The sequence below is a fragment of the Pseudoduganella rivuli genome, from assembly GCF_009674485.1.
GTDB lineage: Bacteria > Pseudomonadota > Gammaproteobacteria > Burkholderiales > Burkholderiaceae_D > Rugamonas > Rugamonas rivuli_B.
This window is the reverse complement of sequence record NZ_WKJJ01000017.1, coordinates 125,467-145,573: the sequence shown is the minus strand read 5'-3', so window position 1 is coordinate 145,573 and position 20,107 is coordinate 125,467. Positions and strand designations below refer to the sequence as shown.

Below are 20,107 nucleotides of genomic sequence, written 5' to 3'. Positions count from 1 at the left end.
ACGGAGGTTTAATGTGAGCAGGAGTGATATACCGGTTTCATTGCGTCAAGTGCTTTACTTGGCATTAACGATGTTCGTCCCGTTGCTCTTTACTGTTGCTCTCGTTTCCTTTGCACCCACAAAACCCGACGCAACGGCTGCCAGCAAACTCGTGGCCATGGCAATTGTTGGTACTGTTGTGCTCGGGCTGATCGGTGTGTTAGTAAGCACGATACGGCGGCATGTTGTTGAGATGACTCAGGACTCGCTTGTTGTGAAACACAGCGTTTATACACTTGTGGTCGAGCGTCGCGAGATCGCGGGCATCAGAATTCGGCAAATCACCTCTATGGATCAACTCGGCCTCTCTACACGAAAAAATGGCATCGCGGCATTCGGCTATTTTTCTGGTTGGTTTTGGGGGCTGCACGGTGACATCATGTTTTGCGCCATGTCAAAGTGGCCTGTCCAGTTAATCTCGTTCGAAGGTGATGTCAAATGCAGGCACCTGGCGCTAAGCGCTGATTCCGAATTGGCACGCAAGATCGAAGCATGGGCCGCGTCCTGAACGATGTCTGGACGTTATTCCGGTGACTTCTTGATGCAGCCGAAGGGTTGTATCATCAAGTCACCGGATTTATGCACTGAATGGCAGACCTTTGAGCGGACAATGAATCTGAAATTAATTTTCTTAGTACTCGTACTTTTTTTCGTATCGTTCCGTGCAAACGCCCAACTTGGGCAGGTCGCAACAATCCCTATCACCGATGGTGAGCTTGTTGGCACGCTCCTTGTCCCGTCCGGATGGGCAAAGCCGGGGCCGGTGGCCCTTATTATTGCCGGTTCCGGACCCACAGACCGTGACGGTAATAGCCCGGGCGCGACTAATAATGCACTTCTCTTTCTCGCTCAAGATCTGGAAAAACTGGGAATAGCGAGCCTGCGATATGACAAACGAGGCGTAGGGCAAAGTGCCATACCAATGACCAGACTCGAAGAATTGCGTTTCGAGGACTACGTCAGTGATGCAAAAGCCTGGATAACGAAACTTCAGAACGATACGCGCTTTTCCGAAGTGATCGTCATTGGTCACAGTGAAGGTAGCTTGGTAGGGATGCTGGCTGTGATGGGAACAAATGCAACGGCATTCGTTTCAATTTCGGGTACTTCCCAGCGCTTTTCCAACCTGTTGCGGAGACAACTTGCCAATAGACTTCCTTCCGCGTTGGCAGCCGAAAGCGATTCCATCCTGCAGAGTCTTGAACAAGGCCGACGCGTTCCAACGGTGTCGACAGAGCTGTATCCGCTTTATCGACCCGCCGTCCAAAACTATTTGATTTCCCAGTTTCCATTTGATCCACGGACTGAACTGGGCAAGTTAACTATTCCGGTTCTTGTCATACACGGCGAGTTCGATATCCAGATTCCAGTTTCAGATGCAAATGAGTTGGCGTCCGCTAATCCAATTGCGAAAAAACTGGTTGTCCCCAGAATGGATCATTTGATGAAGGCTGCCCCCGAGTCGCTGGAGGGGCGCCTGAAGCAGTACAATCAGCCGCGCATACCAATCGACGAAACGGTGGCACGCACAATCTGGCAGTTTCTTCGTTCTCCCGGTAAAACATAGCCCTAATAGAACAACTGGACCAGGGTTTGCCGTCATGGCCACCGAATGACGGCTGGCAGGGCGCGCGGATCGGCACGCTCGGTGTGCTCAGCCTGGTGGGCGGTGCTGGAGCGGCGCATGGCGCCGCCGGCGTCAGCGCGCACCGGTAACGGGGAATCCCGCGCCGGCAATCGCGCCGCGCACTTCGTCCAGCGTGCGGCTGGATTCGACTTTGATTTTTTTTGCCGCGAGGTCGACGTCGACCCTGGCCGCCGCATCGATCCGTTGCACGGCGCGCGTCACGCTGGCTGCGCAGCCGCCGCATGTCATGTCCTGTACGTCGAATTCATACATGGTAGTGCTCCTTTGAATGGGGAAAGCATCAATGTAATCCTTCCTGGCATGGGAAGGTCAATCGCTATCGTATGGTTTTTCGTTATATTGAGGTTTATTGCGGAGTGTGACAGGCTGGTATGCCGGCATCCGGCCGGGCTGGAGAACATGGGCGATCGATCACTGGGGAGTTCATGGTTCATATGGCAGGCCGGCGGTTATTGAAAGGCTACCTGCCGAGGCAGGTTCGTGTTATTTTGGCAAATCTTTATTGCCGGAATTGCCCATGACAAAACAGACGGCGCCATTGCTGGCGCTGGCGCTCACGTTGGCGGCCTGCAGCAAGCCGGAGCGGGCGCCGGGAGCGCCGGCTTACGCGGAGCAGAAAGTCGCTGCGGCTGCGCGCGCCAAATTCCTTGCGTACGAACACGCGATCAGTATCGACACCGATGAAAACAACGTGCGCCCGCTGGCCGCCAGGCTGGTGGCCGCCTGCGCGGCCGATACCGCCAACACGTGCACCTTGCTGCAATCGAGTCAAAGCAGCGGACGCGATGTGTCGGCCCACCTGCGCGTGCGGGCCCGGCCCGCCGGCATCGACGCGCTGATGAAGATGGCTGCCGGCGGCGGCGATGTGGCGCACCAGGAAACCCGTGTCGATGACTTGGCCAAGGCCATCAGCGACAGCGACAAGCAGCTCGACATGCTGCGTCAATACCAGCGCAAGTTGTCCGAGTTGGAAAACCGGGCCGGCAACAACCTGGAAACGCTGATGAAGGTGTCGAAGGAACTGGCGCAGGTGCAGGCGGAACTGGAGCAAGCGATGGGGCAGAATGCGCACCTGCTGCAGCGCGTGAACCTGGATTTGCTCGACGTGCAAATCAGCGCGCGCCGCCAGCGGTCGTTCTGGGCCCCGGTGCGCGATGCGCTGGATGACTTTGGCAGCGACCTGTCGCGCGGCATCTCCAGTGTCGTCACCGGCGCCGCTTACCTGTTGCCGTGGCTGCTGGTCGGTGCGATTGCGCTGGCGTTGGGCCGCAGGTTGTGGCGCCGGCGTAAATAAAAAGCCCCGCGCACCTTGCGATGCGCGGGGCTTTCGTGAAGCGGTAAAGACTTACAGCACGTCGGATGCGTGATCCGCCAGGCGCGAGCGTTCGCCGCGCGCCAGGGTCACGTGGCCGCTGTGCGACCAGCCCTTGAAGCGGTCCACCACGTAGGTCAGGCCGCTGGAACCTTCCGTCAGGTATGGCGTATCGATCTGCGCGATGTTGCCCAGGCAAAGGATCTTGGTGCCCGGACCGGCGCGCGTCACCAGCGTCTTCATTTGCTTCGGCGTCAGGTTTTGCGCCTCGTCGATGATGAGGAACTTGTTGACGAAGGTACGGCCACGCATGAAGTTCAGTGACTTGATCTTGATGCGCGAGCGGATCAAGTCCTGCGTCGCCGCGCGGCCCCATTCGCCGCCTTCGCCGTCGGACTTGTTCAGCACTTCCAGGTTGTCGTCGAACGCGCCCATCCACGGCGACATTTTTTCTTCCTCCGTGCCGGGCAGGAAGCCGATGTCTTCGCCGACCGGCACCGTCACGCGGGTCACGATGATCTCGTTGTACAGTTTGGTCTCCAGCACCTGCGCCAGGCCTGCCGCCAATGCCAGCAGGGTTTTACCGGTACCAGCCTGGCCCAGCAGGGTGACGAAGTCGCACTCCGGGTTCATCAGCAAGTTCAGCGCGAAGTTCTGTTCGCGGTTGCGCGCCGTGACGCCCCACACGTTGTTCTTGTTGTGCGAGTAGTCGCGCAGGGTTTGCAGTACGGCGGTCTTGCCGTTGATCTGCTTGACCTGGCCATAGAACGGCGCTTCGCCATTGTTCGGCTCCAGGAACACGAACTGGTTGACCAGCAGCGAAGGAATGAACGGACCGGTCACGCGATAGAACGTCGCGCTCTGGCCATTCTTGTTTTCCTGCCAGGATTCCATGTCCTTGCCATGTTTTTCCCAGAAGTCGTTCGGCAATTGCACGATGCCGGAATACAGCAAGTCCGAATCTTCCAGCACGTGGTCGTTGAAGTAATCTTCGGCAGGCAGCGCCAGCGCACGCGCCTTGATGCGCATGTTGATGTCTTTCGACACCAGCACCACCGCGCGGCCCGGCTGGTCCGCTTCCAGCGAACGCACGACGGCCAGGATCTGGTTGTCGGCTTTGCCTTGCGGCAGGCCCTCCGGCAAGTCCGCCATGTGCAGCTTGGTCTGGAAGTACAGGCGGCCTTTCGCATCCTTGTTGCCCAGTTTGGACAACTGGATGCCGGATTCGATGGCGTCATCGTCCGTGTCCGCCATCAGCGCGTCCAGCGTGCGCGAGACCTGGCGGGCGTTGCGGGCCACCTCGGACATCCCCTTCTTGTGGTTGTCCAGTTCCTCCAATGTCATCATTGGCAGGTAGACATCGTGTTCCTCGAAGCGGAACAGCGACGACGGATCGTGCATCAGCACATTGGTGTCGAGCACGAACAGCTTGGTCAGGCCGGCCTGGTCCGCGTGGCGGCTGGAGGACGACTTGATGGCGACTTCATGTTCCTTGTGCTTGACCGGATGCGGGCCCTCCACCGCGACCGGCGGTGTTTTGCCGCGCGGCGACTTCACCTTGGTTTTCGGCGTCGGCGAAATTTCCTCGGTTAATGGCACGTGCACGTGCGGCTCGGCCTTGGCGGCCGTCTTGGCGGCAGCCTTGCGCACGGGTTTGACTGCGGGTACTTCCTGAACAATTTTTGCTACGGGCACCGCCTTCACGGATGCTTTTTTAGGCGCGGGTGGCGCCTCTTCTTCCACGGGCAAAGGCACGGGACGGGCGCCGCTGGCCTTCGGATAATCTTTCGCGAGCAACAGGGTAGCTGGCTTGCTTGGCATTTTTGGCAGTGGCATCAGTATCTCGATCTAAAAATAAACTTGATGGGTCCGCCCATTGGACACGCCGCGCAAGTAGCGGCGCATGGGGTGGATGCTGACGGAAAGTTAAAACAAGACTGCCGCGGGCGGGGAACGCCCGATGTGGGTACCGGGAGGTGGCATACGCCACCGAGGTACAGTTGGTGGGTGAACTAGTTTGACTCAAAGCGCTTAGTTTTTGACGAAATCCAGTACTTCATCAACGTGAGTAGCAACCTTCACGCCTCTCCATTCTTTCACCAATCGGCCTTGAGCGTCAACGATAAACGTGCTGCGCTCAACGCCCCTGACAGTCTTACCGTACATTTGCTTCATCTTCATGACATTGAAGAGATTGCAGACGGTTTCATCGGGGTCGGAAATCAGTTCAAACGGCAGTCCCAGTTTGGCCTTGAAATTTTCGTGCGAGCGCAGCGAATCGCGGCTGATGCCATAAATTTCCACCCCGGCTGCCTGGAACTGGCCGTACGCATCGCGGAACGCCATGTTCTCGGTGGTGCAGCCAGGGGTATTGTCCTTCGGGTAAAAGAACAGCACCGTATATTTCGCGGGGCGGCCCGACAGCTGGAAGGTCTGGCCGCTGGTCATCGCGGCGGAAAAGTCGGCGAGGGGTGCAACAGTTTGGCTGTCAGCCACGGAGGTTCTCCTGGAACGGGATGGCGCTGTTTTCTGTGCTGGCAGCGTACCCAGCAGTTATCCACGTGGGGGCGGATTGTTGAATTTCAACACTGGAAATGTTGTTATTTCTTATCGAACAGCAGCGCCAGGGTCACCCTGCGGCCTTCGCCCATCAAAATATTGTAGGTACGGCAAGCGGCGTTGGTGTCCATGCATTCGACACCGATGCGCTTGCTCAGCAGCGGATTGGTCAGGCGCGGATGCACGAAGCGCTGGCGTTCGCCTGTGCCGAGGATCACGACGTCCGGCTGGTCCGCCGCCAGCAACTCGAAGTGCTCGACGGCCAGCGCCTCGAACGATTCCACCGGCCATGGGCGGGGCGCCACTTCCGGCAACATATACAGGTTGTAATTGAAGGGCTGGGCATTGATTTCGACCCCGCCAATAAAGTAACCGGTCACGGTCTGGTATTGCTGGGTGCTGCTTGGATGGAGCTTCATAGCGTGTATCTGAGCGTAAATTAGCGTAATTTTGCGTAAAGGGACGCGATTTCTATAGCTATTGTAACGTTTTCACGTGATCCGGGGCCCCCGGCAGTTGATTTAATGGGGCGCTTTCGGCAGAATGGGTATTTTCGCAATGCACCATTCAGGTGATATTGACGCGCACGGAAATCGCAATCGGGCGAATTTTATCGGTCTCCTGACCGAATTTTCTAGCGCGGGATGCACCAAAAGCCACCAAGAAAGTTAGGATCAGATTTTGCGACCGGTTCAAAAATCGAACAAGCTGGCGGAAGTTTGCTATGAAATCCGCGGTCCCGTGCCGGAAAAGGCGCGCCAGATGGAGGAAGAGGGCCACAAGATCACGAAGCTCAATATCGGCAACCTTGCCGTATTCGGCTTCGATCCGCCGGACGAAATCGTCCACGACATGATGGTCAACCTGCCGAACGCGGCGGGCTACACGGATTCCAAAGGCATGTTCGCGCCGCGCAAGGCCGTCATGCATTACACGCAGGGCAAAAAAATCGCCGGTGTCGCCATCGACGATATCTACCTGGGTAACGGCGCATCCGAATTGATCGTGATGTCGATGAATGCGCTGCTCAATACCGGCGATGAAGTGCTGGTGCCGGCGCCGGATTACCCGTTGTGGACCGCCGCCGTCAGCCTGTCCGGCGGCACGCCCGTGCACTACGTGTGCGACGAGCAGCAGGACTGGTATCCGGACATCGACGACATGCGCAAGAAGATCACGCCGAATACCAAGGCGATCGTCGTGATCAACCCGAACAACCCGACGGGCGCGCTGTATCCGGACGAAATCCTGCTGCAGATTATCGAACTGGCGCGCCAGCACCAGTTGATCATCTATGCGGATGAAATCTATGACAAGGTGCTGTATGACGGCAACGAGCACACGTCGATCGCCTCGCTGGCGGACGACATCCTGTTCGTGACGTTCAACGGCTTGTCGAAAAACTACCGTTCGTGCGGCTACCGCGCCGGCTGGATGGTGGTGTCGGGCGAGAAACGCCACGCCAAGGATTACATCGAAGGCCTGAACATGCTGGCTTCGATGCGTTTGTGCGCCAACGCGCCGGGCCAGTTTGCCATCCAGACTGCGCTCGGAGGCTACCAGAGCATACAGGATCTGGTGGGGCCGGGCGGGCGCCTGTTGAAGCAACGCGATCTGGCTTACCAGCTGCTGACCGATATCCCGGGCGTCACTTGCGTCAAGCCGAAAGCCGCGCTGTACATGTTCCCGCGTCTTGATCCGAAGATCTACCCGATCGCGGATGACCAGCAGTTCGCGTATGACCTGCTGGCAGAAACCAAAGTACTTATCGTCCAGGGCACCGGATTCAACTGGATTGCGCCCGACCACTTCCGCGTCGTATTCTTGCCGAATACCGACGACATGACGGAAGCGTTCGGACGTATCGCGCGCTTCATGGAAAGCTACCGCAAGCGCCACGGCAGCCCAATCTGATTAACACAGCGCCTGTCCTTCCGGGCCGGCGCTGCAAGGAAACCCACCATTATGAAACCCATCAAAGTAGGCTTGTTAGGCATTGGCACCGTTGGTGCCGGCACGTTCAACGTATTGGCACGCAACCAGGAAGAGATTACCCGCCGCGCAGGCCGTGGTATTGAAATTATTGCCGTTGCCGACCTGAACACTGCACGCGCCAACGAGCTGACCGGCGGCAAATGCAAAGTCGTGGCCGACGCGCGTGAAATCGTCAACGATCCGGAAATCGATATCGTCATCGAACTGATCGGCGGCTATGGCATTGCGCGCGAGCTGGTTTTGCAGGCGATCGCCAATGGCAAGCATGTGGTGACGGCCAACAAGGCGCTGCTGGCCACGCACGGCAATGAAATCTTCGCTGCCGCGCAAGCCAAGGGCGTGATGGTGGCGTTCGAAGCGGCCGTGGCCGGCGGCATCCCGATCATCAAATCGCTGCGCGAAGGCTTGACCGCCAACCGCATCCAGTGGCTGGCCGGCATCATCAACGGCACCACCAACTTCATCCTGTCCGAGATGCGCGACAAGGGCCTGGACTTCGACACCGTGCTGAAAGAAGCGCAGCGCCTGGGCTATGCGGAAGCCGATCCGACCTTCGACATCGAAGGTGTCGACGCCGCCCACAAAGCCACCATCATGTCGGCGATCGCGTTCGGTATCCCCGTGCAGTTCGACAAGGCGCACGTGGAAGGCATCACCAAGCTGCAAGCCGTGGACATCCAGTATGCCGAGCAACTGGGCTACCGCATCAAGCTGCTGGGCATCGCCAAGCGCGCCGTCGTGAACGGCGTGGAAGGCATCGAGTTGCGCGTGCACCCGACCCTGATTCCGGCCAAACGCCTGATCGCCAACGTGGAAGGCGCGATGAACGCGGTGCTGGTGCAGGGCGACGCCGTCGGCGCCACGCTGTACTACGGCAAAGGCGCGGGCGCCGAGCCGACCGCTTCGGCCGTGATTGCCGACCTGGTCGACATCACCCGCCTGGCGACGGCCGATCCGGAACACCGCGTGCCGCACCTGGCGTTCCAGCCGAACGCGCTGACCGACATCCAGATCCTGCCGATGTCGGAAATCACCACCAGCTACTACCTGCGCCTGAACGTGGTGGACCAGCCTGGCGTGCTGGCCGACCTGACCCGCATCCTGGCCGATGCGACGATTTCCATCGACGCCATGATGCAAAAAGAACCGGCCGACAACGAAACCCGCACCGACATCGTGATCCTGACGCACCAGACCCAGGAAAAAAATGTCGTGGCGGCCATCGCCAAGATGGAAGCGCTGTCCACGGTGCTGGGCGAAGTCACCAAGATCCGCCTGGAAAACCTGAGCTGACCTGCGGTTGGCGCCAATGAAAAGCGGGCTGCGGCCCGCTTTTTTTATCAGGCGGCGATCCGCCGCCCCTCGCGCCCGAACGTTTCACCGATGATCCGCACCGCCGCCGCGACGCCGTTTTCCTGCGCCATCGCGCGCGCAACCGCCTGCGCCTGCTGCGCCATGGAGGGCGATTGCAGTACTTCCGTGATGCGCGCCGCCAGCTTTCGGGGCGTCACGCTGCGTACGTGCAGTGGTTTCCCCGCGCAACCCAGACGCTGCAATTCGCGGCCCCAGTGTTCCTGCTCGCTGATATGGGCAAGCACCACTGACGGCATGCCCGCCAAGGTGACCGATTGCGTCGTGCCCGCGCCGCCATGGTGGACCACGGCGCGGCAGCGGGGAAACACGGCATGGTGCGGGGCGGCGCCGATATACAGGATGTTGTTGTCCGAGGTAAAACCACACGCCTGCGCGTCGCGGCTCTGGATGATGGCGCGGCAGCCGGCCAGCCGCGCCGCTTGCGTGAACAGTTGCAAGGTGTTGCTTTGCAATGCGATATCGCGCGGCATCCAGCTGCCCGTCGTCATATACACGGGCGCTTCTCCTGCCGCCAGGAAGGCGGCCAGTTCAGCGCCGATGTCGCCTTCGAGCGGCATGTTCGGCATATCGAGGAAGCCGGTGACTTGCACCGCCTGCGGCCAGTCCGGCTGCCGCGCGCAGATGGCCGGGCTGACGCCGACCAGGGTCAGGCGCCGCGACAGCCACACTTCGTTCACCACATCGCGCACCAGTGGCAAATTCATGCGTTTGCGCAGCCGGTTGGAATAGCGGCTCAGCGCGCGTTGCATTGCCGTGCGCGTCAGCCACCACAGGAAACGGTTGCCGGCCCGGCCGAATGGATGGTTGACGGGACAATTGCAGGCGCTGGGCACGGCGGCATGCGACAGCACGATGCTGACATAAGGTTTGCCCGCGTGTTCGGCCGCGACATGGAGCGGGTGCAGGAAGTAATGGCCGATCAGCACATCGCATTCCGTACTCAATTGCCGGGCTGCGACAAACATGGGTTCTTCCGCCGGCAAGTAGCAGTGATCCATCAACGACGCCACCTGCGTCATCGGATTGCGCATGCGGACGGCGGCCGCGCCGATGCGTTCGGCCTCGTCAGGCGCGATGACGGGCGACGCGATAATGCGCAGTTGGACCCCGGCGGCGGACGTGATACCGGCATACGCGGCGCTGTCGACGCAGGTGATGACCAGTGTGACGTCATGCCCTGCGGTTTGTAATCCTTCCGCCAAAGCGAGGAATGGCCGGATGTCGCCGTGGCTGCCCCAGGTCTGCATGCCGATCTTCATGGATATTTCCTGATTGTAAAAACGCCATCGTGGCATGAATGGCATGGATTGGCAAAAAAAAACCGGGCGGCGATCGCTCGCGGCCCGGAAAAAATTACGCTGGGTAAAGCCACTTCAACTACGGTGCTGCACCTGCGGGTAGCAGGTTTACTACGGGGATACAGCTACTGCGGGGATACCACTACTACTACGAGGTACATCTACAACTCGGTCCAACCAGGTCACTTAGCGACCGTCAACTCACTCTTCACTTCCTTCACACCGTCCACGCTGGAGGCAGCCTGGATTGCCTTGGTGCCGGTATCGGTGTTGGCGACCTGGCCCGACAAGGTCACCACGCCTTGGCTGGTGGTGGCCGAAACGCCTTTGAAGTCAGCCAGCGCGGCTTTGACTTTGGCATTCAGTGCGCTGTCGGCCGTGGCGACAGCGGCGCCAGCCATGGCGCCTTCCTGCTGGCCGGCGGCGTAAGCAGGAGACAGGGCGGCGGCGGAGAATGCGGTGAAGGCGGCGGCGGCCAGCAGGCGGGAAATGGTATTCGTCATATTCGCTACTCCATTAAGAAGGTTGTTCAAGAACGCCTTGTGACGTTGATCTCCTTACAGCAAACGGCGTGCCAGCTCATTGATTTCTTTACAAATCAATGGGTTAGCTAATTTAGTTGATGCGAGGAATGAATGGCGGGCGGGGATTTGTCGGGCTGCGGCGACAGGCTATTGCTGCTAGCCCTGCAATGCTTTGAAAATCAATGACTTAGGCTTGTCGCCCGGGGGCGACAACCGTCAGGATTCGGTCCGGAACAGCGCCGCATCCAGTTCGTGGCGCTGCAACAGCCGGTAAAACTCCGTGCGGTTGCGCTCGGCCAGGCGGGCCGCGTCGGCCACATTGCCATCGGTCAGCTTTAGCAATTGCACCAGGTATTGCCGCTCGAAACGCTGCTTGGCTTCCGTATAGCTGAGCACTTCCAGCGAAGGCACTTTCAGCGCGCGCTGCACCAGCGACAGCGGCGCCAGCGGCGACGTGGCCAGCGCACACACGTGTTCCACCACGTTGACCAGTTGCCGCACATTGCCGGGCCACGGCGCGCGCGTCAGCGCCTCCAGCGCATCCGGTGCGAAGCCCGTCACCTGCTTGCCGTATTTGGCCGCCAGCGATTGCAGGAAGCGCGTGGCCAGCAACGCAATGTCTTCGCGCCGTTCGGACAGCGGCGGCAACGTCAGCGTGATGACGTTCAGGCGGTAATACAAGTCTTCGCGGAACTGGCCTTCCCGCATGGCCGCGTCCAGGTCGCGGTGCGTGGCGGACAGGATGCGCACGTCGACCGGTTTGCCCGTGTCCGACCCCAGTTGCCGCACCACCCGTTCCTGCAGCACGCGCAGCAATTTCACTTGCAGCAGCAGCGGCATGTCGCCGATTTCATCGAGGAACAGGGTGCCGCCGTCGGCCGCCTGTACCAGGCCTTCGCGGGCGGCCACGGCGCCCGTGAACGCGCCTTTCACGTGGCCGAACAATTCCGATTCCAGCAGGGGTTCGGGGATCGCGCCGCAATTGACGGCGATGAAGGGCGCTTTCGCGCGGCGGCTGGCGCGGTGGATGGCGCGCGCCAGCAATTCCTTGCCGGTGCCGCTTTCACCCTTGATCAGGATGCTGGCGTCGGAGGCCGCCACCAGCCGCGCTTCGGCCAGCAGTTCCGCCATCGTGTGGCTGCGGCTGACGATTTCTTCGCGCCACTGCTGGTTGTCCGTCCCCTGTTGCTGAGGCGGCGCACTCAGTTGCAAGGCTTGCGCGATGCGCTCCAGCAAGACCTTGGCGTCGAACGGCTTGGTGAGATAGGCAAAGGCGCCCAGCCGCGTGGCTTCCACCGCGTCGGGGATGGTGCCGTGCGCCGTCAGCAGGATCACGGGCAGCGCCGGATGGCGTGTGCGGATGTGCTGGAACAGCGCCATGCCATCCTTGCCGGGCAGGCGGATATCGCTGATCACCAGCGATGGCAGGGCAATGTCCAATTGCGCCAGCGCCGCTTCCGCGCTGGCCACGGCCGTCACCGCATAGCCATTGGCGGACAGCCGCAATGACAGCAGGCGCAGCAAGTCGGCGTCGTCGTCGACCAGCAGGATGGGGGCGCCGGGGCCGGCGTTGATGTCGTTGTTATCGTTGCCGTTCATTGCTTGCTCCCCGTGCCGGCAAGTTGCGCTCGATGGCTTTCAGGCTTTCCAGCGTTTCCGTCAATTGATCGGTCTTGCGCTGGTTTTCCTTCAGTTGCGCAGCCAGTTTATCGCCATGTTCGGCCAGGCGGCGCAGCTCCTGGCACTGGGCCGACAGCAGCGACGCCAGCGGCGCCAGCGGGTGCGGCGTCGACGCCACGGTATCGAATTGCGCCTGTGCCCGCGTCAGGTCGCCCGCGCCGCGCGTCCACAGCAGCAACATGCCCATTTGCAGCGCCACGCGCGGCGTCGGCTGGCGCATGCCCAGTGCGGCCAGTTCCTGCAGCAATTCACCCTGCGTCATGCGGCGTACCTGCTGGTGATAGGCCAGCAGCGGCGCGGTTTCGTCGGGCAACATCAAGGTGGCGGACGGCGGCGCGTCGGCGGGCGGTTGCGGCAGCACGATGGAGGCGGGCGCCGGCATCAGCGGCATGCCGCAGCCGGCCAGCAGCGCGGACAGCAGCAAGGGCAGCAACAACGGTAGCAACGTCGGCAACGCCGGCGGTGTGCCGCGAGATAAGTAGTCATTCGTCATAAGGCAACTCGATTCGAAAATGGGCGCCGCCGGCAGACGGCATCAGGTGCAATGCGCCGCCATGCGCCTGCACGTATTCACGCACGATGGACAGGCCGATGCCGTTGCCGCGGCGGGCGCTGGCGGGCTGGCGTTCGCCCTGGTAAAACGGTTCGAAAATGCGTTCGGCATCCTGCGGCGCGACGCCGGGACCCTGGTCGCGGCAATCGATGGCCAGCATGCCGGGCGCTTCCGACAGTGTGAAGTGCACGGCGCCGCCCGGCGGCGAAAAGCGCAATGCGTTCGACAGCAGGTTGCCCAGCGCGGCGGACATCAGTTCGCGGTCCAATGGCAGCGGGCGCGCATCGCCTTCCACCACGCAGTGCACGCCGCGCGCCTGGCTTTGCAGGCGCTGGGCCGCCAGCACGCTGTCCAGCAGCACGCGCGGCTCCGTCATCGTGCGCCGCAACCGCTGCGCGGCGAAACCCGCTTCGTTAAAGCGCAACAAATCCTCGATTTGCGCCTGCAACGACACCGTGTTCTGGCGCAGAATGGCGGCAATTTCCCGCTGCTGCGGCGACAGCGCACCGGGCACTTCATCTTCCAGCAGCGACACGCCTTCCACCAGCGCGGCCAGCGGGGTTTTCAATTCATGCGACACGTGGCGGACAAAGCGCGCCTTGTCCGCTTCCACTTCGGCCAGCCGCACGCGCAGCCAGTCCAGCTGCATGCCGAGCCGGCGCAAGTCGCCCGGCCCCTGCACGGCGATGGCTTCGTCATAACGGTTGCCGCCCAGGCGGTCGATGGCCTGTTCAATCTGTTTCAGCGGCCGCGACAGCCAGGCGCCAAAACCCAGCGCCAGCAGCGCCGCCAGCGCCACGGAGATAATGACCTGGCTGGTCAGCAAACGGCGGCGCTGGTCCAGTTCATCGAGCAGCGCCTGGTTACGCCGTTCGACTTCGTGCCGCACGGAGTCTTCCAGCAACTGGCTCAGCGCGGGCAGGCCGGACAGCGCCTGGTCCAGCGACTGGCTCAGGGCACGGCGGCCCTGGATCCGCTTGCCGTTGCGCAGTTCGGGCGCGGATTGCAGCACGGCAGCCACCGCTTCGCCCCGCGCGCGCCAGTCCGCCAGCGCACCGTGTTGCGCGCCGGGCATGCCGGCAGCAATGGCCGCCAGCGCCGCCTGCGCGTCGCGCCATGCGTCGGCGTAGCGGTCGCGGAAGGCGGGGTCGTCCAGCACCAGGAACTGGCGCGCGCTGCGCTCCATCGCGACACCCCGCTCACTGAGGCGCTGCGCCTGTTCCGCCAGCGCGACCGCGTGCCGGCCCGCTTCGCGGCTGTGTGCGGCAAGGCGGTCCAGGGTCAGCAGGGCGTGCACGGATGTGGCGCCCAGCAGCGCCGCAATCAGTACAAAAACGCCCAGCGATAATTGTCGAAACGAAAGTTTCGGGAACATGGGCGTTGTGGGCAGGGCGGATTACAGGGTGGCGTGATGATAGTGCAACGCCCGGAAAGACGGCGTCCGGTTGGCATACCGGCATACCGGCTATCGGTCCCCGTGCGAACGATAGTACAAAAGGGGCCAGGCCCCATGGAGAAAGGGCCAGGCCCCGTGGGGAAGGGGAGGTCAGCCGGGGAAGGTGACGGTGACCTTCAGGCCCTTGCCGCCCGCGCCCTCCGATAAGGAGACCGTGCCGCCATGCAGCACGGCGATATCGCGCACGATGGCCAATCCCAGCCCCGCGCCGCCCGGATTCACCTGCATCGACGCGGCGGCCCGGTAAAACGGCGAAAACACCCGTTCCCGTTCGCTTTCCGGGATGCCCGCGCCGCTGTCTTCCACTTCCAGCACCAGCTTGCCGCCGCCAGGCAGCACGCGCACGGTGACGCTGCCGCCGGGCGGCGTATAGCGCAGCGCATTGTCGACCAGGTTGGAGACCATTTCCTGCAACAGCAAGGGCTGACCGCGCACGACGGCTTCGTGCTCCGCTTCCAGCGCCAGGTCGATCTGCTTGCCCACCGCCGCCACGGCCAGTTGCAGCGCCACATTTTGCGCCAGTTCGCGCAAGCCCACCGGTACCGGCGCCACGTCGCCGCTGTGCTCGATGCGGGCCAGCATCAGCAAGCGGTTGGCCAGGTGCACGGCGGCATCCGTGGTGGCGGCGATGCCGGACACCATCGCGCGCAACGCTTCCTTGTCGGGCGGCGCTTCGTTGCGGTTAATTTCACGCAGCGCCATTTCCGACTGCGTTTTCAAGACCGTCAGCGGCGTGCGCAACTGGTGCGACGCGTCGGCAATGAAGCGCCGCTGCGACGCGATCAGGCTGCGGATGCGCGACATCGAACCATTCATGGCTTCCACCAGCGGCCGCACTTCGCGGTGCACCAGCGCCGGATCGACGTCGTGCAAGTCCGACGCGCTGCGCATTTCCACCTCTGCCCGCAGGCGCATCAGGGGGCGCAGCACCAGCCGCACGGCGAACCACACCAGCAACGTCGCCGCCAGCACCACCCATGCCTGCCATGCCAGCGTATCGCGCAGGATCTGGATCGACAGGCCGCGCCGCGCGTCCGTGGTTTCCGCCACCTGGATCAGCGCCATGCCGCGCATGGAATCGTCATAGACGGGCTGCACCAGCGCGGCAATGCGCACCGGCTGGCCGTTGTAGTCGGCATGGTAAAAGCGCACCAGCGCCGGATAGGCTTCCGAGCGGGGCACGTTGGGCGGCACAGGCGGCAGGTCGCCGAAACCGGATACGGTTTCGCCTTTCAGCCCGGTAACCTTGTAATAGATGCGGCCCAGCGTATCGGTCTCGAAACTGTCGAGCGCCACGTAGGGCACGTCGACCACCACGTTGCCATCGGAGATGGAAACCCGTTCGGCCAGGGCGCGGGTGGACGCCAGCAGCGAGCGGTCATACGCCATGTCGGCCGCGTCGAGCGCATTGCGGTAGACCGAGACTGCGTTAATCGCCATCAGCACGATCAGCGGAATCAGCAGCCAGCGCAGCAGTTGCGTGCGCAGGCTGCCCAGCGGGGCGGAGCCGGCGCTGTCCGCCGCGGCGTCCATCAGCCGCCGTCGCGCGGTTGCAGCAGGTAGCCGATGCCGCGCAGGGTGGTAATGGCGGCGGCGCCCGGCTGCGTGCTTTCCAGCTTCTTGCGCACGCGGTGGATGTACAGGTCGATCGCGTCCAGGTTGGCGTCGTCTTCCAGCGCAAACACTTCATCGAACAGCTTTTCCTTCGACACGGCGCGGCCGCTGCGGGAAATCAGCGCTTCCAGCACCGCGTGTTCGCGCGGCGTCAGCGCCAGCGCATTGCCGTGGTAGCTGAACATGCGGCTCACGGTGTCGAAATGCAATGCGCCGCAGGTGTGCACCACCGCCTCATTGCCGACGCTGCGCCGCAGTTGCGCTTTCACGCGGGCTTCCAGTTCCGCCAGTTCGAACGGTTTTGCCAGGTAATCGTCGGCGCCCAGGTTCAGTCCCTGTACCCGTTCTTCCAGGCCGCCGCGCGCCGTCAGGATCAAGACCGGCGTCTTGCCCCGCGCGCCGCCCCGTGCGCGCAAGCGTTTCAAGACTTCGAGGCCGTCCATTTTCGGCAGCGTCAAGTCGAGGATCACTAGCGCATAATCCTGGGTATGCAGCAGGGCGTCCGCGTCGGCGCCATTGTCCGCGCACTCGACGGTCAAGTGGGCGTCGCGCAGCGCTTTGGCCAGGGATCGCTGTAATTCAATATGGTCTTCGACCAGCAGGATACGCATATGATGTTGTTCCGGATGTCTCCACGCGTGCATCATCGTTGCGCGGAAGGGAAAAGTAAAACTTTTTTCTGGGACTGTTGCAAAAGCCTGCAGTGAAAGATTCACTGAAAGGCAATTGAAAGGAAGCGCGACCTATAGTGGAGTCCTGATATTTAGTTATCAGCATTATTTCAAACAATTATATCTATAGGAGACGTCCATGAAGAAGTCCGCAATGTCCCTCGCCATCCTCGCCCTCGCAGCAGGTGCGGCCCACGCAGAAAGCAATGTCCAGGTGTATGGTTTGATCGACGCCGGCGTTGAAAACGTATCCCACGCGGCGGCCAATGGCAGCGGCGTGACGAAAGTGGTGTCCGGCGGCATGAATACGTCGCGCTGGGGTTTCCGCGGGTCGGAAGACCTGGGTGGCGGCCTGAAAGCCGTTTTCCAGCTGGAAGGCGGTATCCTGCTCGATACCGGCAACATGGATACGGCGCTGTTCCGCCGCCAGGCCAACGTGGGCCTGGAAGGCAGCTGGGGCAAGCTGGTGCTGGGCCGCTCCTTCACGACCGTGTACGACACCGTGATTTCCTATGACCCGATGGGCTTCGCGCCATCGTATTCCTGGGCCACCAGCGGCCCGGCCACCGGTCCTTCGAAATACGGCTTCACCACCGGTTTCGATAACCTGATTAAATACTCGGGCAGCACCGGCAACCTGAAATACGGCGCCACCGTGGGCCTGGGCGAACAAACCACCGGCGCGGCCGACAGCCGCAAGGTCGCCGGCAATGTTGCCTATAATGCCAATGGCCTGGGACTGATGGCGACGTGGGAACGTATCAACGGCAACGTGGTCCCGGCCACCGGCAACCGCGATGAAAACACGGTATGGCACGTGGGCGCCAGCTATGAAACGGGCGCATGGAAATTGTTCGGCGTGGTGCGCGACTTCAAGACCGTGGCTGGCAAGGCCGCCACGGCGGACGTGGAAGCCACCACCGTGTGGGGCGGCGTCGCCTACAAGGTGCAGCCGAACGTGACCCTGACGGGCGCGATTTACCACATCGACGTGAAAAACGTGGCGGCAGGCAAGGATGCCGATCCGACCATGTACGTGGCGCGCGTGCGCTACGCGCTGTCCAAGCGCACTGACCTGTATGTGGCCACCGCGTATGCCAAGGCCAAGAATGGCCAGCTGACGGGCCTGTCGCGTGACGACGCCGGTTTCGGCACCAACCAGCGCGGCGTAATCGGCGGCATCCAGCACCGCTTCTAAGCTTCCAATAGTAAAAGAGCCCAGCCATGCAACGCCGCACCGCCCTGATCGCACTTGCCGCCACCGCAGCCGCCCCGGCCAGGGCGCTGGCCGGCGCCGGCGCGGGCGCCAAGGGCGGGGCCGGCCAGCGCACCGAGTGCATCGTACCGTCCAAGCCGGGCGGTGCGATGGACGTGACGTGCAAGCTGGCGCTGAAGGGCTTGCAGGCGATGCCGCATGGCGACCAGCACAGCAAGCAGGACATGCACATCAGCTACGTACCGGGCGGCATCGGCGCCGTCGCCTGGCACCAGCTGGTGTCGCAGCGCCGTGCGGAGCCGGACACGCTGGTGGTGTTTTCCGGCGGTTCGCTGCTCAACATCGCGCAGGGCAAGTTCGGCAAGGCGACCGCTGCCGACGTGCGCTGGGTGGCCGCGCTGGGCGCCGACTACGGCATGATCGCGGTGCGGGCCGATTCGCCGTTCAAGACGCTGGCCGATTTGCTGACGGCGTTGAAAAAGCACCCCGAACAAGTGCTGATCGGGGTGTCCGGCACCATCGGCAGCCAGGACTGGCTGAAGATGGCGCTGGTGGCGCGCGCGGCCGGCATCGACCCGAAAGCGCTGCGGTTCGTGGCGCTGGAAGGCGGCGGCGAAGCCTTCACCGCGATGCACGCCAACTATGTGCAAGTGGTGTCGGGCGATGCATCGGAAGCCTCGCTCAACGCCACGCCGGACAAGACCCGCGTGCTGGCCGTGCTGTCGAACGAACGCTTGCCCGGCGCGCTGGCCGGCGTGCCGACGGCGAAAGAGCAGGGTATCGACGTGGTATGGCCGGTGATCCGCGGGGTCTGGATGGGACCGCAGGTGGCCGACGCCGATTACAACGCCTGGGTCCAGCGCTTCGAACGTATGTTGGCCAGCAAGGAATTCGCGCAATTGCGCGCGGCGTCCGGACTTTACCCCTTTGCCCTGACAGGCGATGCACTCACCGTTTATGTCAGGAAAGCCGTGGACGACTACGGCAAACGCGCCAGGGAATTCGGCCTGGTGCGCTGAGAAACACACAAGTAACCAAACATCCAATAATCGGAGATCACCATGTTGAAAACGACCCTGGCCGTTGCGGCCGCCCTCTGCACGTCTGTAGCTTTTGCACAGGTGCCTGCCGGCTATCCGGCCGATTATCAAAAAATCATCGATGGCGCGAAAAAAGAAGGCAAGCTGGTGATCTATGGCGCCACCGACAGCAAGGCCACGCAGCCGCTGGTGAAGGACTTTTCCGCGCAATTCCCCGGCATCACGGTCGAATACAACGACATGAATTCCACCGAAGTGTACAACCGCTTCATCTCGGAAGCTGCCGCCGGCGGCAACACGGCCGACGTCATGTGGTCGTCCGCCATGGACTTGCAGATGCGCCTCGCCTCCGACGGCCATGCGCTGCAATACAAGTCGGCGGAAAGCGCCAAGCTGCCATCGTGGGCGATCTGGGATGACAAGGCGTATGGCACCACGTTCGAGCCGGCCGCCTTCGTCTACAACAAGCGCCTGGTCGATGCCAAGGAAGTGCCGCAGACCCACGCCGACTTCGTCAACCTGATCAAGCAGCCGAAGTTCGCCGACAAGGTCACCACCTACGACATCGAAAAATCCGGCGTGGGCTTCATGTTCATGACGCAGGACGCCAAGGAATATCCGAAATTCCTGGAGCTGGAAAACGCGTTCGGCGCCGCGCGCGTGCGCGTGCAGTCGTCGACCGGCACCATGATGGAACGGATCTCGTCCGGTGAAAACCTGATCGGCTACAACGTGCTGGGCTCGTACGCGCTGGTGCGCGCCAAGACCGACCCGTCGATCGGCGTAATGCTGCCGAAGGATTACACGCTGGTGATGTCGCGCGTGGTGTTCATCAACAAGGCCGCGAAAAACGTCAACGCGGCCAAGCTGTGGCTGGACTACATGCTGTCGCACCGCGGCCAGACCGTGATCGCCAACGAATCCAAGCTGTATGCGATCCGCCAGGACGTGACGGGCGAGACCACGTCGGCCGACCTGATCAAGCAAGTCGGCAAGGACAATGTGCGTCCGGTGCCCGTGCATCCGATCCTGCTGCAATTCCTGGGACCACAGAAGCGCATGGCTTTCCTGAAGCAGTGGAAAGAAACGGCTGGCAAGAAGTAATTCGCATGGCGGGCCTCCCCGGCC

20 protein-coding genes are annotated in these 20,107 nt (G+C 61.9%); 9 read left to right on the top strand and 11 right to left on the bottom strand.

Annotated elements, in window-relative coordinates:
• Positions 1 to 13: 13 nt before the first annotated feature.
• From GJ700_RS24960 to GJ700_RS35915, 3 genes are all read left to right on the top strand, one after another.
• Positions 14 to 547: a hypothetical protein gene (locus tag GJ700_RS24960; protein WP_154379049.1), complete on the top strand. Its 534-nt coding sequence runs from the start codon at positions 14 to 16 to the stop codon at positions 545 to 547.
• Between the two features lie 102 nt (positions 548 to 649).
• The gene (locus GJ700_RS24955; protein WP_195764010.1) at positions 650 to 1,606 is read left to right on the top strand and encodes an alpha/beta hydrolase; all 957 of its coding nucleotides are present in this window, start codon (positions 650 to 652) and stop codon (positions 1,604 to 1,606) included.
• Between the two features lie 26 nt (positions 1,607 to 1,632).
• On the top strand, positions 1,633 to 1,755 hold the full coding sequence (locus GJ700_RS35915) for a hypothetical protein (RefSeq protein WP_260117385.1): 123 nt from the start codon (positions 1,633 to 1,635) through the stop codon (positions 1,753 to 1,755).
• Here the strand turns inward: GJ700_RS35915 and GJ700_RS24950 are convergent.
• The gene (locus tag GJ700_RS24950; protein WP_154379046.1) at positions 1,739 to 1,939 is read right to left on the bottom strand and encodes a heavy-metal-associated domain-containing protein; all 201 of its coding nucleotides are present in this window, start codon (positions 1,937 to 1,939) and stop codon (positions 1,739 to 1,741) included. The two genes, GJ700_RS35915 and GJ700_RS24950, sit on opposite strands and share 17 nt — an antisense overlap.
• Positions 1,940 to 2,204: 265 nt before the next feature.
• Here GJ700_RS24950 and GJ700_RS24945 point away from each other — a divergent pair, with 265 nt between their 5' ends.
• On the top strand, positions 2,205 to 2,981 hold the full coding sequence (locus tag GJ700_RS24945) for a DUF4349 domain-containing protein (protein ID WP_154379044.1): 777 nt from the start codon (positions 2,205 to 2,207) through the stop codon (positions 2,979 to 2,981).
• Positions 2,982 to 3,032: 51 nt separating this feature from the next.
• On the opposite strand, the gene GJ700_RS24940 is transcribed toward GJ700_RS24945, so the two are convergent.
• The 3 genes from GJ700_RS24940 to GJ700_RS24930 form a co-directional block, all read right to left on the bottom strand.
• Complete coding sequence (locus tag GJ700_RS24940; RefSeq protein WP_154379042.1) at positions 3,033 to 4,835, bottom strand: PhoH family protein; 1,803 nt, start codon at positions 4,833 to 4,835, stop codon at positions 3,033 to 3,035.
• 195 nt (positions 4,836 to 5,030) lie between these two features.
• Positions 5,031 to 5,495, bottom strand: a complete 465-nt coding sequence (locus GJ700_RS24935; RefSeq protein ID WP_371868116.1) for a peroxiredoxin — start codon at positions 5,493 to 5,495, stop codon at positions 5,031 to 5,033.
• Positions 5,496 to 5,599: 104 nt separating this feature from the next.
• On the bottom strand, positions 5,600 to 5,977 hold the full coding sequence (locus GJ700_RS24930) for an Mth938-like domain-containing protein (protein ID WP_154379031.1): 378 nt from the start codon (positions 5,975 to 5,977) through the stop codon (positions 5,600 to 5,602).
• Between the two features lie 262 nt (positions 5,978 to 6,239).
• On the opposite strand from GJ700_RS24930, the gene GJ700_RS24925 reads away from it, so the two are divergent.
• Both GJ700_RS24925 and GJ700_RS24920 read left to right on the top strand, forming a co-directional pair.
• A complete protein-coding gene (locus GJ700_RS24925) occupies positions 6,240 to 7,472 on the top strand; it encodes a pyridoxal phosphate-dependent aminotransferase (protein ID WP_154379029.1) in 1,233 nt (410 codons plus the stop codon).
• 51 nt (positions 7,473 to 7,523) lie between these two features.
• Positions 7,524 to 8,846: a homoserine dehydrogenase gene (locus tag GJ700_RS24920; RefSeq protein WP_154379028.1), complete on the top strand. Its 1,323-nt coding sequence runs from the start codon at positions 7,524 to 7,526 to the stop codon at positions 8,844 to 8,846.
• A gap of 47 nt (positions 8,847 to 8,893) precedes the next feature.
• Here the strand turns inward: GJ700_RS24920 and GJ700_RS24915 are convergent, their stop codons facing one another.
• The 7 genes from GJ700_RS24915 to GJ700_RS24885 all read right to left on the bottom strand — a co-directional run bounded on the left by GJ700_RS24915 (position 8,894) and on the right by GJ700_RS24885 (position 16,663).
• On the bottom strand, positions 8,894 to 10,186 hold the full coding sequence (locus GJ700_RS24915; RefSeq protein WP_154379026.1) for a glycosyltransferase: 1,293 nt from the start codon (positions 10,184 to 10,186) through the stop codon (positions 8,894 to 8,896).
• A gap of 221 nt (positions 10,187 to 10,407) precedes the next feature.
• Entirely contained in the window at positions 10,408 to 10,728 is a 321-nt protein-coding gene (locus GJ700_RS24910; RefSeq protein ID WP_154379024.1) for a BON domain-containing protein, read from the bottom strand.
• Positions 10,729 to 10,965: 237 nt separating this feature from the next.
• Entirely contained in the window at positions 10,966 to 12,348 is a 1,383-nt protein-coding gene (locus GJ700_RS24905; protein WP_154379022.1) for a sigma 54-interacting transcriptional regulator, read from the bottom strand.
• A complete protein-coding gene (locus GJ700_RS24900; RefSeq protein ID WP_229507232.1) occupies positions 12,332 to 12,922 on the bottom strand; it encodes a hypothetical protein in 591 nt (196 codons plus the stop codon). The genes GJ700_RS24905 and GJ700_RS24900 overlap by 17 nt, the downstream gene beginning before the upstream one ends.
• Positions 12,912 to 14,357: a sensor histidine kinase gene (locus tag GJ700_RS24895; protein WP_154379020.1), complete on the bottom strand. Its 1,446-nt coding sequence runs from the start codon at positions 14,355 to 14,357 to the stop codon at positions 12,912 to 12,914. Before GJ700_RS24895 ends, GJ700_RS24900 begins: the two co-directional genes overlap by 11 nt.
• A gap of 171 nt (positions 14,358 to 14,528) precedes the next feature.
• Entirely contained in the window at positions 14,529 to 15,971 is a 1,443-nt protein-coding gene (locus tag GJ700_RS24890) for a sensor histidine kinase (RefSeq protein ID WP_154379018.1), read from the bottom strand.
• Positions 15,971 to 16,663, bottom strand: a complete 693-nt coding sequence (locus tag GJ700_RS24885; protein WP_154379016.1) for a response regulator — start codon at positions 16,661 to 16,663, stop codon at positions 15,971 to 15,973. Before GJ700_RS24885 ends, GJ700_RS24890 begins: the two co-directional genes overlap by 1 nt.
• Positions 16,664 to 16,862: 199 nt before the next feature.
• On the opposite strand from GJ700_RS24885, the gene GJ700_RS24880 reads away from it, so the two are divergent.
• Genes GJ700_RS24880 through GJ700_RS24870 form a run of 3 tightly spaced genes read left to right on the top strand, consistent with a single transcriptional unit; the run spans position 16,863 to position 20,083 of the window.
• The gene (locus GJ700_RS24880) at positions 16,863 to 17,921 is read left to right on the top strand and encodes a porin (RefSeq protein ID WP_154379014.1); all 1,059 of its coding nucleotides are present in this window, start codon (positions 16,863 to 16,865) and stop codon (positions 17,919 to 17,921) included.
• Between the two features lie 26 nt (positions 17,922 to 17,947).
• Positions 17,948 to 18,958 (top strand): tripartite tricarboxylate transporter substrate binding protein, encoded by a 1,011-nt coding sequence (locus tag GJ700_RS24875; RefSeq protein ID WP_154379012.1) that lies wholly within the window; start codon positions 17,948 to 17,950, stop codon positions 18,956 to 18,958.
• Positions 18,959 to 19,000: 42 nt separating this feature from the next.
• Positions 19,001 to 20,083 (top strand): ABC transporter substrate-binding protein, encoded by a 1,083-nt coding sequence (locus GJ700_RS24870; RefSeq protein ID WP_154379010.1) that lies wholly within the window; start codon positions 19,001 to 19,003, stop codon positions 20,081 to 20,083.
• Positions 20,084 to 20,107: the final 24 nt, after the last annotated feature.